General features: G+C 26.0%; 11 protein-coding genes. 1 reads left to right on the forward strand and 10 read right to left on the reverse strand.

What is annotated here, in order from left to right; all coding sequences use genetic code 11:
- Window positions 1-260 precede the first annotated feature (260 nt).
- From CSGHG_RS13290 to CSGHG_RS13330, 8 genes are all read right to left on the reverse strand, one after another.
- On the reverse strand, window positions 261-1,595 hold the full coding sequence (locus CSGHG_RS13290) for a phenylacetate--CoA ligase family protein (protein WP_010296189.1): 1,335 nt from the start codon (window positions 1,593-1,595) through the stop codon (window positions 261-263).
- A gap of 499 nt (window positions 1,596-2,094) precedes the next feature.
- A complete protein-coding gene (locus CSGHG_RS13295) occupies window positions 2,095-2,625 on the reverse strand; it encodes a GNAT family N-acetyltransferase (protein ID WP_010296191.1) in 531 nt (176 codons plus the stop codon).
- A 346-nt stretch (window positions 2,626-2,971) separates the two neighbouring features.
- The gene (locus CSGHG_RS13300) at window positions 2,972-4,930 is read right to left on the reverse strand and encodes a GTP-binding protein (protein ID WP_010296194.1); all 1,959 of its coding nucleotides are present in this window, start codon (window positions 4,928-4,930) and stop codon (window positions 2,972-2,974) included.
- Window positions 4,931-5,160: 230 nt separating this feature from the next.
- Complete coding sequence (locus CSGHG_RS13305) at window positions 5,161-5,403, reverse strand: hypothetical protein (RefSeq protein ID WP_010296197.1); 243 nt, start codon at window positions 5,401-5,403, stop codon at window positions 5,161-5,163.
- Between the two features lie 146 nt (window positions 5,404-5,549).
- Entirely contained in the window at window positions 5,550-7,052 is a 1,503-nt protein-coding gene (locus CSGHG_RS13310) for a S41 family peptidase (RefSeq protein WP_010296199.1), read from the reverse strand.
- A 1,098-nt stretch (window positions 7,053-8,150) separates the two neighbouring features.
- Complete coding sequence (locus tag CSGHG_RS13320; RefSeq protein ID WP_010296203.1) at window positions 8,151-9,137, reverse strand: sodium:calcium antiporter; 987 nt, start codon at window positions 9,135-9,137, stop codon at window positions 8,151-8,153.
- Between the two features lie 267 nt (window positions 9,138-9,404).
- Window positions 9,405-11,267 (reverse strand): ABC transporter transmembrane domain-containing protein, encoded by a 1,863-nt coding sequence (locus CSGHG_RS13325; RefSeq protein ID WP_010296206.1) that lies wholly within the window; start codon window positions 11,265-11,267, stop codon window positions 9,405-9,407.
- Entirely contained in the window at window positions 11,260-13,476 is a 2,217-nt protein-coding gene (locus CSGHG_RS13330; protein ID WP_010296209.1) for an ABC transporter ATP-binding protein, read from the reverse strand. Before CSGHG_RS13330 ends, CSGHG_RS13325 begins: the two co-directional genes overlap by 8 nt.
- 360 nt (window positions 13,477-13,836) lie before the next feature.
- On the opposite strand from CSGHG_RS13330, the gene CSGHG_RS13335 reads away from it, so the two are divergent.
- Entirely contained in the window at window positions 13,837-14,292 is a 456-nt protein-coding gene (locus tag CSGHG_RS13335) for a MarR family winged helix-turn-helix transcriptional regulator (protein WP_010296212.1), read from the forward strand.
- A 128-nt stretch (window positions 14,293-14,420) separates the two neighbouring features.
- Here the strand turns inward: CSGHG_RS13335 and CSGHG_RS13340 are convergent, their stop codons facing one another.
- Complete coding sequence (locus CSGHG_RS13340; RefSeq protein ID WP_010296215.1) at window positions 14,421-15,068, reverse strand: Dph6-related ATP pyrophosphatase; 648 nt, start codon at window positions 15,066-15,068, stop codon at window positions 14,421-14,423.
- Between the two features lie 10 nt (window positions 15,069-15,078).
- Window positions 15,079-15,834, reverse strand: a complete 756-nt coding sequence (locus tag CSGHG_RS13345) for an ABC transporter ATP-binding protein (RefSeq protein ID WP_010296217.1) — start codon at window positions 15,832-15,834, stop codon at window positions 15,079-15,081.
- Window position 15,835: the final 1 nt, after the last annotated feature.

Raw genomic sequence — 15,835 nt, forward strand, 5'->3', positions numbered from 1 at the left:
TAAACTCTACTATCATCATTATTGTCATTATTGCCATACTAAAACAAACTAAAGATAATAATGCTACAATGAATCCTTGAATTTTTATTTCTTTCATAATTTTACCCCTCCATAAATAACCTTTTAATGACCCTTAACTTTATTTTACCACATTTTATTTCTTTTTCAATAATAAATTATTGTTTTTCAATAATTTATTATTGAAAAAGAAATAAAAGAGTTATCTAAAATAAAATTTTAGATAACTCTTTTATAAGATTTTATATCTCTTTAATTACTAATTTTGATTTTCCTGTATTTTGACTCACTTGCAAATGTTCTACAAATCGTATATTATATTTGACATTTTCTAAGTTTTTTTCTTTTAAAAAAGCATGTAGTTGATATTCTAATTCTTCCTTCTTTAATTGTCTATTACCTATACTTTCATAAATGCACCTTAATTCAAAATAATTTAAACTTTTTTGTACAAATTGATATTTACTTATCCCTCTTACATTTAAATCATCTAAAAATAAGGGATGAAGAAAATCCCTTTTTCCTCTTTCATTAACAAACCACATAATTTCTTCATTTCTCCCCATTATCTTTCTTATATAAGTATAAGGAAGATCGCCATCTCCCTCCTTATTAAATCCATAAACTACATCACTTAATCTATATCTAATAAGTGGAAAAGCTTTATTATAAAGTGGAGTTATAATAAGGTGATTCTCATCATCTATCTCTACATAATTTAAATCATCATAAAGATACATTCTTTTTTCATTATTACTTCTAGCACCTATAAAAATAGACTCAGTACATCCATAGTAATCTATTATATCTGCTCCAAAAACCTTTTTATATATTTCAATACATTCTCTTGTTAGTGGCTCTCCTCCTGTAATTATCTTTTTAGGTGTTATATTTATTTTTCCTTGTTCTTTTAATTCTGCTACAAGATTTAAACAGGAAGGATAACCTGATAAATAATTAGGATTATAGTTTCTTATTAAATCTATCCATTGATTTAAAGGTTTTTGAGCATTTATTACACGACTTTTACATTTATATTCCTCCATACCAAACAAAGCAAGAGCAGTACATGCATACCCTCCTCCAACAGGAGCTATATACAAGTTTTTTAAAGGTATATCAGATAACCCTAACTTTACATTTCCACCTCTCATAGTCAATCTTATAAAGTTAGCCGACAACATTCTAAGTGCTCTTTTATCATATATAAAATTTGTAGGAATACCTGTGGTACCAGAAGTATGCACAATGTATCTGTCTTTAATTCTTAATAATAATTTTTCACTAGCTAAAATTTTATCAATTTCTTTCTTATCAATCTTTTTTACAGATATATCATAAAAATTTTCCCTAATTTGTTGTTTTGTAATTATTGGTATATCTTTTATTAAAATATCATCAAGATCCTTATACATTATTCCTTTTGATAAATATAATTTTTTATAAAAATCACTATTTTTATAAGCATATTTTAATGTCTTTCTAAAATTTTCTTCACTATATCTTAAAATTTCTTCTCTAGATAAACTATTATGCTTATATAGCTCTCTTCCATGTTTAGCTAAATCTACTAGCATAAAATTCACTCCCACTAATGTAATAAAACGTTAACTTATAAATCTGCTTTAACTCATTGCTATAAATTTTTCAAATACAAAAGCGTATACAAGCTTGAATATAATTCAAATTACATTAAAATATCTAAAATTAAATTCAAGCTTTTCTTACTATAGGGTTCCAAATTAAGTTCTAAAATTATTCACTTATCAAATGAGAAAACTCAAATTAATATTTTATCAATAACTAACAAATTATTTTAGTTAAAAGTTAAGAGTGAATAATTCTTAACTAAATATATTTGCACTTATTTTTCTCAACTGATAACAAAAATTTGATGAATAAATTTAAATTGGAGCTTGTTTCCCTATATTAATTAAATTTTTAATTATATTATTATTATATAAATTTTGTAATAATTTGTTAAATTTATTTCATTTGTAATATGAAATAAACATGGAATTTTTTTTAAAACTTTAAGTATATATTATAAAATTTTGAATTCTAAATTATTATTTTTTAATAATTTTCAAATCTAAATACTAACTTATCACTTTTTAGAGTATTTTCAAAACTCTCCTGAAAATTTCCTAATGTATAGTTATTAAGTGTTTTTCGCCAAAATGCTTGTCCTTTTCTATTTGATTCTGTAGGATTTGTAAAAAGTCCCCATTTACCATGAAACTTATCAAAAACTTGTTTTGCTGCTTTTTCTCCTACTTTTTTATTACGATATGGTCTTAACACAAAAAACTCATAAACATAATAGTTTAATTCTTTAGGTATATATTTTCCTCTACCTACTAAAACAAATCCTGCTGGTTTACCATCTGCATAAATTATAAATGGAAATAATAATTCTGGTTCTTTAAACCATAAATCTTGAATATGATATTGCTCTTCCAAAGTTTTTACAGGTTCTTCTTCATAAATTCCATACTCATTTGGAACATTTCCATAAATTTCTGATAAATCATATAAATATAGTGGATATAAATTTCTTATAATATTGCCATTATTATTGTCTGCTAAAATTAAATTAATTTCCATGATGTTCACCTTATCCTTTACATATTATGTAAAATTCTTCTCTACTTTTATCTTATTCCTTTGTTTTCATATTTTTTGTTGAAATTTGTTCTATAATCTGTAACAAAAAAGTGAACTTCTCCATATTTATTCATATCTTTTTCATATGTATATTATTTCTATAATTACTTTAAAATATATTTTAATTTATATAAAAAATGGTTTGTGTATTCAAACTTAAACAGATAATATACTTGTATTAGAATTTATCAAATCAATTAACTAAATAATAGTTTTAAATTACCATTTTAAATTTCTTAAATAATTTAAAACATCAATTTATAAACAAAATATATCCACTGCTCAATTAATTAATTGAGCAGTGGATATATTGTTTAATCTCTTCACCTCTCACTGTAAAGCCTTGGCCTTTTGAACAAAATATAGATGATGATGTATATTCACCATCACTATTCTTATTATAATTAATTTTTTTAATTACTTCTTCACTATTATGGCAAACATCATATCCATCAAATGCAAGACTTATTCTACCTCTTCCCTTTGTATAGGAAATAAATTCTTTTGGATAGTTCATAAAAGTAGCTACTGGTATTCTTCCTGTTATAATATTACTTTCTATAGAAGTACTTTTTAATTGAAAATTACCATTTAACTTTTGAATATCTGATATAACTCTTCCAGTATGCTCTAAACTTATTTCTATTTTAAATCTATAATATGGTTCTAACAATATACAATGAACATCTTCTAATGCATACCTTAACGCTCTAAGTGTAGCTTCTCTAAAATCTCCACCAGAAGTATGTTTATTGTGTGCTCGTCCTGTTAATAAAGTAACTTTTAAATCTGTTATTTCCGATCCTGTTAATATTCCTTTATGTTTTTTTTCATATATATGTGTCTTTACTAAATTCTGATTTCCTATAGTTAAATCATCTGCATGACAAGTATTTTTAAATTCTATTCCACTACCCCTTTCACCTTTTTCTATCTTTAAATGTACTTCTGCATAATGACCTAAAGGTTCAAAGTGACCATATCCTATAGCTGTTGATTCTATGGTTTCCTTATATAAAATCTCACAATCACCAAACTCAACTTCTATATTAAATCGGTCTTTTAAAACGTCTTTTAATATTTCTAGTTGTATATATCCCATAATATGGGTTTGTATTTCTTTTAACTTTTCATTATACACTATCATTAAATTGGGATCTTCACATTCTAAAATCCTAAAATATTTTAAAACTTCTCTTTCATCCAAACTTTTATCATATATTACTTTAGAAGTTAAAGTAGGAATCATTTTAAAGTTTGTTTTCTTTAAAACTTCCCCTACTCCATCACCAGGCAGTAACCCTTTTGGACCTACAACTGCAAAGATTTCACCAGCTACAACCTTATCTACGGTTTTAAATTTTTCACCGTTGTAAATTCTTATTTGATTCACCTTTTCATAAATTTTATCATTATCTGCATTTATATATTTAAGTTCATCTTTTATTTTTAAACTTCCTTGTAATGCTTTTATATAGGTTATTTTGGTTCCATCATCATCATGCCTAACCTTGTATACTCTACCAGCAAAATCTTTGTCCACTAAAAACTCACTATATGTTAGAACATCTATGTTTTCCATAAATTCTTTAATCCCTTTATTATAAAGTGCTGAACCAGACATGCAGGGATGAATATTGCATTTTTTTGTTTCATCTTTTATAAAATTAACCCATAAATTTTTTTCATAATTATCTTCTAAGTATAATTCTAATAAATTTTCATCCTTTGCTCCTATCTCTTCAATAAGTTCACAGTCCAACGGTTCTTTTAATAAATTATTAAGATAAATAACTTCTCCATCACAAACTTCCCTAATTTTATTTATTACTTTTAAAACATTTGCACCATCTCTATCTTCTTTATTAATAAAAAAGAAGGTGGGAATTTTATACTGTTTAAGTAATTGACATACAGTTTCTGTATGACCTTGAACACCTTCTACTGCACTTACTATTACCACAGCATAATCCATAATTTGAACTGCCCTTTCCATTTCTGTAGAAAAATCTACATGCCCTGGAGTGTCTACTAAATAATAAGTAGAATCATTATAATAAAATGTAGCTTCATTTGAGAATACTGTTATTCCTCTTTTTTTCTCAATGTTATTATTATCTAAAAAAGAATTTTTATGATCAACTCTTCCTCTCTCTTTAATTACTTTTGTATTATATAATAATTGCTCACAAAAAGTTGTCTTTCCTGCATCAACATGCGCTAATATTCCAATTGTTTTATACATAATTTTTACCCCTAATAAACTTTTTTATTGCCAATTTATTATATCATAATCCTTTATTTTATATTTATACTTCATACAATACAACAAATTACTTATTTATTTATGCTATACATATTTTTCTCTTTGTATCACTTGCCCCTAAAGATATTAGTATTTATTAGCTACAGTATATTTTATTACTATTATTACTATAAAAAATAATGAACCAGCCTACTTAAATTTCAGCTGGTTCACTTTATTTTTTCTATAGGCTTGTTTCTATCTTCTAATGCTATTTTAGTTTCAGCTATAAAGCAAACTCCAAAATCAGCTCTACTAGCATTATTAATAAACTTGCCACTTGTAGTAGCCTCAGTACTAATACCTTTACTAATTAATATTTCTGCTTCATTATAAATTTTATTACTAAAACTAACACTACCGCTTTTTGATATATTGTTAGCTACTGCTAACTTTGGTACTTGTTGTGGCATATTAATTATGTCTTAGGGATAAAATAATTCAAACTATCTATTGATAACATGATGAACACACTATTAATTTAAGCTTTTATAATAAAATTATTACAATATAATATCACCAAAATTAATAAATAAAGTATATTAACTGTTTCTATTCCTTATTTAAGATTATAATATTTTATTAACTTTTGAACCTTTTCTAATGCCTCATTAGAATCTACTAATATATCTGGATGAAATCCATTAAATTCAAAATCATTACTACATGGTTGAAGGTATAAGCCACTTCCTAATCTAACTGTTATTGATGAGTTTTTAAGTTTATAATAATATGCATTACGAGTTATATTAGCACCAAGTGTATTTGTTCCAACTAATATTACATTATCCATATTCATAAGACATTCAATGAAATACTCTCCTGAAGAAGCAATTGCTTTATCAATTAATACAAATACTAATTTATCATTTGGTATTCTAGATAATGATGTAGGGGTTATTGAATGTGCATTTGAAATATAGTTACCATTGTATTTTTCGAATTCTTTTATCATATTGTTAGATACACCTGTGCAAGCCCCTCTAATCTCTACAAACCCATCAGAATAACTTTGAATCCAACTAGTACCAGCAGTTACAAATCCACCTTTATTTCCACGAAGATCTAATATTGACACTGGATATTTTTTCATTTCAAAGCCTGTACCTGGGAAATCAAATTGGCTGTCATCTTCTTCACTAGATGCATACATAGCTCCTAATTTAGCAATAGGAACATTGTCTTCTATTGAATATTCAAAAGGACTATTCTCTTTTTGAAAATCAAAGGGTAACATATTTAAAACTATACTTTCATTAAAACTTTCTTTATTATTTGAATAAACAACATCTGTATTAATAGTTGATGAAACTTCTTCTTGTAAAATAGCTATGCTATATACCAATTTTCCATCATTGTTAATTGTATATTTCATATATTTATCTATATTATTATCTTTATTTATCGCTTTTATATAATAATGTTTTTTATCTACAATTTTATAATATCCATTAGCATCTTTAAAAAATTCATCTTTGTTATATATATAATATATTTGATGTCTAGTGAAAAATGGATTTTTATTAGCTAATGCAAAATGGCAATCTTTTATAAAATTCAAATTATTTAATAATAAATTTGAAAAATCATCAGCTTTAATTGATTGTTGTCCATTTAAAACATCCATTATATTTTCTTTAGCTTCATTAAATACAGTATCACCACCAAAATATCCATAAGCCCCATAACCATATCTAAAAAACTTAAATAAACTATCTACATCTTCTTTAGCTTCATCATAAGTTATTACCTTTTTTTCATTATAAATTATATTAGGATTTAGAATTAAATTTTTATCAAAAAAAAGTTTTTGATACTCTACAAATTCTCTGGTTTCTTCAGGGGTAAATTTATATTCATCACCTAAATGCCAATTTATATACTCGTCTTTTATAGATGATGCATTTTTAAATAATTCATCCCTAGATAAATTAATACCTTCTACAAATCTGTTAAAATTCTCTTTTTTATTAACTTCTGAATTCTTTTTAATTAAGTATACTGAAAATATAATTGACAATATTAAAATTGGAGTTAATGTCTTAATTAACTTTTTTTTCATAACACTAATCCTTTCTAAAAGAATATTATTACATTTTATGAAAAACAATTTAAAAAATTCTAATTAATACAAAATAAGATATGTTTATATTTTTATACACTATAGCGTTCCAAGTTGACTTTTAAAATTATCCATTCCAAAACTTGGATACCTAAAATAGTGAGACATGCTCCGAATCACTTAAAATTCAACACTGTATCTTGTGTGAAAATATTTTAAAGTTATTGAATAAATTTAAATTGGATCTTGTTTCCCTATATAAAACTTATAATTTTTCTATACGTATATATTCAGCTAAGCTTACTTTCATAATTCAATATACTAAACTAATTCCCTTCCAAATTTATGCATTTAATTCTTTTAATTTATAAAAAACAAAAATCTCTAATAAATAAAAATTTATTAGAGACCCTTATTCTATATGGTTACAAATATCTGCATAGAGCTATTCCAATTTATTTCAATAAAATATTTTTTGAAAATTTTACAGATTAGGATTTTATATTTTTCATTATTACTTTTTAACACTATAATTTTGGAGTTTTTAGCCTTAACTTTACGTCTATGGGATTCCAAGTTAAGTTTTAAAATTACTTGTTCCAAAACTTGAATGCCTAAAATAGTGAGACATCCTCCTAATCACTTAGAATTGAACACTGTATCTTGTATAAAAATATTTTAAGGTTATCAAATAAATTTTTGTTATCATTTAAGAAAAAATATAAATAAAACCTAAAGCAATCAAAGCTTGTCCTAAAAAGTACGTTTAGTATTATTAGGAACATAGTGAGTAATAATCACCACAACTATTAACTGTTCACTATTAACTTTTAACTAAAATAATCTGTTAGTTATTGATAAAATATTAATTTGAGTTTTCTCATTTAATAAATGAATAAGTTTAAAATTTAATTTGAAACCCTATATAGGGTTCCAAGTTGACTTTTTAAGTTATTCATTCCAATACTTGGATACCTAAAATAGTGAGACATTCTCCGAATCACTTAGAATTCAATGCTGAATCTTGTATGAAAATATTTTAAGAGTGTTCAATAAATTTAAATGGGAGCTTGTTTCCCTATATTTATAAACAAAATTCTATATTGATAAAAACATTATATAGCTTATAACCACACCTAAAGCACTTCCAATTATAATATATTTATTTGCTTTTTCTTTTTTGCTTTTAAGTATAATAATCATTAATATGGTACTTATCATTCCAAAAAACAGTAAATTTTTACTTTGCTTATCACCAAAGTTATAAATAGAACCTTTTATATATAAAACATCTACTACAAATAATATTAAGAAATTAAACAAGTTACTTCCAACTATATTACCAACGGTTACATTGAAATTACCCATTCTAACTAATGATATACTTGAACTTACCTCTGGTAGAGATGTAGCAATTCCTAGTAATAATGCACCTACTAAGCTAGCTGACATATTAAGTCTTCCTGATATTATATCTGTTACATATGTTATTGATATACTAGCTATAACAAGCCCTATACTTGTAAATATAAATCTTATTATTATTTGTTTTAATGTTAAACTACATTCTTCTTCAGTAACAGTATCATTAGCTATTTCTTCAAAAGCCATATCTTTTTCACTATTATCATTAATCATAGATTTTACACCTAATATATATATAATTAGTATAAATATTGAAGTACAACTTACAGTTAAAATATTCAAATCTAATATCTTATACATATTTAAAATAATTATTATGTAAATAATTACAGTATATACTGCAGTATGTTTATGACTAATAGATACCTTTGACTTTTTAAAAGTGCTGAATGAAAACAGTATTAGTATTGAAAGAGTTGTAAGATTAAATATGTTACTTCCAAGTATATTTCCTAACGCAAGTCCAGAGTTATTAAAAAACATTGTAGCTGATATACTTGTTAATAATTCTGGCAAAGAAGTAACTGCAGATAATAATACCCCACCTATAAATGCGCCAGAAAGATTAGTAGTTTTATCTATTAAATCCACATAATATGCTGCTTTAATAGATAATAAAACTACCAATGTAGCTACAACAAAATAAATTAAATAAATCATGAATATTTCATCCCCTTAAAAACTTTTTATAATATAGAGTTCCAAGTTGAATTTTTAAATTTATCCCTTTGAATCTTGGATATCCCAAAAGTTAGACATAGTCTAAATCACTTTAAATTCAAACTTCATATCAAAATCCTATATTAAACTTCTTTTTATCTAACAAATAATTATAACATACTGTTTTATTTTATATAAACATAAAAATAAAGCTATGAATTAAATTTTACAATTTAACTCATAGCTTTTAATTTTACTTTTAAATCATTATGAAGCTTCTACTTCTTCAAACTGACTATTATATAATCCTGCATAGAATCCGTTTGCTTTTAATAATTCCTCATGATTTCCTTGTTCTACTATATCTCCATCTTTCATTACAAGAATTAAATCTGCATCACGTATTGTTGATAATCTATGTGCGATTATAAAGCTAGTTCTTCCTTCCATAAGGTTTTCCATAGCCTTTTGAATTAATACCTCTGTACGAGTATCTACTGAACTTGTAGCCTCGTCTAGTATTAATATTTTAGGATCTGCAATTATTGCTCTTGCAATTGTCAATAATTGTTTTTGACCTTGAGAAATATTATTAGCTTCCTCATTTATAACCATATCATATCCGTCAGGTAATGTTTTTATAAAGTGATTTGCATGTGCTAGTTTAGCTGCTTCTATAACTTTATCATCACTAGCATCTAAATTACCATAACGTATATTTTCCATTAATGATCCACTAAATAACCAAGTGTCTTGAAGTACCATACCGAATATTTTACGTAAATCATTACGCTTAAATTCTTTTACATCATGACCATCTATTAAGATATTACCACTATTAATATCATAAAAACGCATAAGAAGTTTAACTATTGTAGTTTTTCCTGCACCAGTTGGTCCTACTATAGCAACCTTTTGACCTGGTTTTATATCAACAGAAAAGTTATTAATTATAGTTTTGTCTTCACTATATCCAAAGTTAACATTTCTAAATGAAACAGCTCCTTCTATATCTTTAGTATTACAAGATACCTTTACATCTTCTGTCTCTTCTTCTTCCTCTAAAAACTCAAAAACTCTCTCAGCTGCAGCTGCAGTTGATTGCATTACATTTGCAATTTGTGCTGTTTGAGCTATAGGTTGCATAAATGATCTTACATATTGTGTAAATGATAAAATATCTCCAACTTGAATAGTTTTCTTTATAGTTAGATAACCTCCAAGTATAGTAACCATAACATAACCTAAATTACCTATAAAAGTCATTACCGGCATCATAATACCAGATAAAAATTGAGACTTCCAAGCTGAATTATATAATTTTTCGTTTAAACCATTAAATTCATCTATTGCCTTTTTTTCGCCATTAAAAGCTTTAACTATGTTGTGTCCACTATATATTTCTTCTACCTGTCCATTAGTGTTTCCTAAATATCTTTGTTGAGATTTAAAGTATTTTTGTGATTTTTTAACTATTAACCCTATAAACCCCATAGATAATGGTATTATTATTAAACTTGCAATAGTCATTTTAACGCTTATAGAAAGCATCATTATCAATACACCTATCATTGTGGTAACTGCTGTTATCATTTGTGATAGAATTTGATTTAAGTTTTGACTTATTGCATCAACATCATTTGTAACCCTAGATAATACTTCACCATTAGTATTTTTATCATAATATTTAAGTGGCATTTTATTTATTTTCTCTGATATTTTTTTTCTTAAATTATAAGAAACCTTTTGAGATATATCTGATGTAATAAATGTTTGTATAAATGAAAACAATGCACTTATAATATATAAACCTACTAAGATTAATAGTATTCTTTGAATTTTATCAAAATCTATACCATTTACACCGTTGCTACTAATTTTTCTTACTAAACCTTCAAATATTTCTGTAGTTGCTGTACCTAAAACTTTAGGTCCAATTATTGAAAATGCAGAACTTCCTATTGCAAAAATTATTACAACTACCATAGCTAATCTAAAAGGCTTTAAATAACTAAGCAGCTTTTTCATTGTTCCTTTAAAATCTTTGGCTTTTTCTCCACCAGCAGCCATGCCTCCCATAGGACCACCGCCCATGGATGCTTTGCCTTTATTTTGCTTTCCATTACTCATGAGTTAATTCCTCCTTTGTAAGTTGGGATGCAGCTATTTGTTTGTACACCTCACAGTTTTCTAACAATTCATCATGTGTACCTATTCCTACCATTTTTCCTTCATCTAAAACTATTATTTGTTCAGCATTAATAATTGTACTTATTCTTTGAGCAACTATAATAACTGTACTTTCTTTTGTTTCAGATTTTAATTCTTTACGAAGTATAGCATCTGTTTTTAAATCTAATGCTGAAAAACTATCATCAAATATGTATACTTGAGGTTTTTTAGCAATGGCACGGGCTATTGATAATCTTTGTTTTTGTCCACCAGAAACGTTACTTCCACCTTGTGCTATATGAGATTCAAAACCTTCTTCTTTTTTACTTATAAATTCCGTAGCCTGTGCAATCTTACACGCCTTTTCTACTTCTTCTTTTGTTGCATTTTCAGCTCCATACTTTATATTACTTTCAATAGTTCCAGAAAATAATATTCCTTTTTGAGGAACATATCCTATTTTTTTTCTAAGCTCTTCTTGTTTGATGTCTCTTATATCTACGCCATCAAGTAAAATCTCTCCACCTGTGATATCATAAAAACGAGGAATTAAATTTATAAGTGTTGACTTACCACTTCCTGTACTTCCTATAATAGCAGTAGTTTTACCTGGTTCTGCAACAAAATTTATGTTGCTTAAAACATTATCTTCAGCATTTGGATATTTGAAAGATACATTTTTAAATTCTATGTTTCCTTTATTTTTAGTTTCCTTACTTACATCAGGATCTTTTATTGAAAACTCTGTAGTTAACACTTCATCTATACGTTGTGCTGATACAGATGCACGAGGAAGTATTACTGATAACATTGAAATCATTAAGAATGCCATTATTATTTGCATTGTGTATTGTATAAATGCCATCATATCTCCAACTTGTATTTCAGCTGCATTAATTTTATTTGCTGCAACCCAAACTATAAGTATAGTTATAAGATTCATTATAAGCATCATAAGCGGCATCATCATAGTCATTATACGATTTACAAAAGTATTAGTTTTTCTTAACTCTGTATTGGTTTCATCAAATCTTTTTTCTTCTGTCTTTTGATTACTGAACGCACGAATAACCAACATTCCTGTAAGCATTTCACGAGTTACAAGATTTAATTTATCAACAAGTTTTTGAACCTTCTTAAATCTAGGTACTGCTAAACCAAATAATACAAGCACTACTGATATAATAGCTAATACTGCAACACCAATAATCCAAGCCATGGATGTATCAGTATTTAAAACTTTTATAACTCCACCAATTGCAAGTATAGGTGCATAAAATACCATTCTTATAAGCATTACTGTAACTGTTTGTATCTGTTGTATATCATTAGTACTACGAGTTATAAGTGATGCTGTGGAGAATTTATCAAATTCTGCATTTGAAAAACCTACCACTTTTTCAAATACTTGTCCACGCAGATTACGACCCATACCTGCAGCTATTTTGGCTGCTATAAATCCTACTGCAACTGTAGCTACCATACTTAATAATGCTATTGAAAGCATTTTAGCTCCAGAAGAAAATACATAATTAGTTTGCATTTTATCTGTATCTATTCCTATTTTATTATATTCATCCTTTATAAAATAAATAGATGCCTGAGTATACATATTTTCGTCTATTTCTGCAATTTTCTCATCCATTTGAGTTTTTAAATTAGAAAATTGTTCTTTAGGTATACTATTAATTAATGTATCTACATCCATATCTTTTGGTACATTAGGAATGCTTTCATTTTTAATAGCCATTTCTAAGGCAGAAATGCTCATAATAGATTTTGACATTATTGTATTTAATGAATCTATTGTATCCTCATCTTTTATATCTTTTAATTCATATACTGATTCATCTTTTAAAATTGGATATTTATTTACATATTTATCATATTCATTTTTATCAAGATTATCTTTACTTAACAATTCATAATTGTCCAATACTATTTTTTTATCTGCATCATCCATAAATAATGTTAAATTATTTAATTGACTTTCACGAATGGATTTTGGAATAGCATTTTCAATTCCTCCTTGTTGAATTCCTACATTTACGATCTTTGATGTGTAATCTGGTAACGAAAGATCACAAACTGCTTGAAGTGTCAATAATAAAATAACTGCGACTATTGACATGAAAAATGGCTTTAAGTACTTTACAATTTTAAACATAAATCTTCCCCTTTCTTTTAAATCGTTCTTATATGTAATTTAAAACTTACTAATTATAAATATAAGTTCATTTTCAAATAACAGCTTAACTATAACTAACAAAATTTTATTATTTGTCACCACCTTTATAGTATTGATTATTTTATAATTATTATTTATATCTATGATTTTTTTAATTTTGGTATATAATAATTATAGTTTTAAATAGTTATGTTTTTTAATAGTTATATTTTTTAACTATTATTTTCTAAGTATATATCTCATAAAAAAGAAAGTCAATAAAATTTTTATATTTTTTCGATTGTATAAATATGTAAGATTAATTAAAATAGGGTATAATGTTAAAGGGAGGAATTTTTAATGAATAATAATAAAAATCTAAAATTAATTGCTAAGGATTTTTTAACTATAGTACCATTATTTCAAAAAAAGCTTGTAAAAAGAAATTGTAATTTTTCTCAAGATAATTTAAATCATTCTCATTTTCAAGTAATGGCTACTTTAAAATTCTATGGTAAGCAGCCTATTTCTGACGTTAGTAAAAGACTTTTTATATCTATGCCTAATATGACTAAACTTCTAAATAAGCTTATTGAAAAAGAAATGGTTGTTAGACTTCCTGATGATAAAGATAGACGAATAATCAATATAGAATTAACACCACAAGGTGAAAAATATCTTGATGAAAAATATAATGAAGTATTAGATACTTTAACAAGTAAATTTTCTACATTATCAGAAGAGCAAATAGACAAGTTAGCATTATCTATACATAATTTAAAGGAAGTTCTTACAGCAATAAGCTCTGAGGATTAATTTAAGCTTATACTTCTTAAATAAATTATAATAAAAAATTGCAGAGTTCATTTTATAATCTTTTATCTTATAAAATGAATTCTGCAATTTTTTTAATTCAATATAATTCCGAACTTTTTAATAACATGTTATCTTATATCTAAGTAACCATATCCATTATTTGTTATATTTCCGTTTGTAGTAAATTCTATAGGAAATTTAAAAAGTGGTCCATCAAAAACAAAAGTGTGATATTCTCCATTTTCTCCACAAGGATCTGCACCTGTGCCTTTTATTTTCCCAACTAAATCTTTAGTTAAAATCTTTCCTAAATAATTCTCATCCAAATATTCTAATTTAACATTCTTCAAAACTGCTTTAAACCCAGTTTCTATAAATTCATAGGTTATTTCTTCCCTATTACCTTGCCATAATGGGAAAACAGCTTCCATACCAACCTTTTCACATCTTTCACTACACCACTGTCTATGTTGCTCTATATCTATATCACCAAAAACACAAGTAGTTACGCCTTGTTCTTTTGCTTTTTTTAATGTATTCTCAAAAGTTGCTTCGTACTGATTTCCTTTACACTTTACTAACATTAATGGAATATTCATTGATTCCGAAACTTTTTCTAGCATTGGTTCTGGAATTCCATGAAACCAACTTCTATTTAGACTCTCATCAACTGTAACTAATAACCCACTTGGAATATGGCCTTGATTAACCATTTTATAAAGGGCTAATGTACTATCTTTTCCACAACTATATGACATAATAAATTTCTTTTTCATAATGCTTCTCCTACTTCCATTTCTCTAAAGCTTTAACCATAAATTCTTTTATATTCAGTCCATAAACCTCTTTAAGTCTTTCCTCTTCTAATACATCACTACAACTACCTTTAGCTATAATATGTCCTTCTTTAATCATTATTACTTCTTCGCTAAACATCTGAACTAAATTTAAATCATGCAATACACCTATTACCGTTTTATTCTTTTCTTTAGTCCATTTATTTATATGTCCTAATATTTCTATTTGAGATTTTAAATCTAAGTGATTTGTTGGTTCATCAAGTAAAATTATATCTGGATCCTGAGCAAAAGCTCTTGCTAAATATACTCTTTGAAGTTGGCCACCAGATAACTCTGTTATCATTTTATCCTTTAAATTTAATAACCCTACATTTTCTATACAACTTAAAACTAATTCTTCATCATCTTTTGAAAGCTTAGAAAATATTCCATCAAAATGTGCATATCTTCCTAAAGCTACTGTTTCAAAAACTGTATAAGGAAAATAAATTTCAGATGTTTGTGTCATAAAAGCAATTTTTTTTGCAAGTTCTTTTCGTTTTATTGTCTTTAATTCTTCTCCATCTATATTTATTTCACCTTTATACTCTATAAGATTTGCTATTGCCTTTAACATAGTAGTTTTTCCGCATCCATTAGGCCCTACTATCGATAAATTTTGCCCTCTTTTTACTTCTATAGATATATCTTTAACTATATCAAAACCATTGTAACCACAATATAAATTTTTTATTTTCAGCATA

Origin of the sequence: Clostridium senegalense JC122 (assembly GCF_000285575.1) — a bacterium.
Classification (GTDB): Bacteria; Bacillota; Clostridia; order Clostridiales; family Clostridiaceae; genus Clostridium_J; species Clostridium_J senegalense.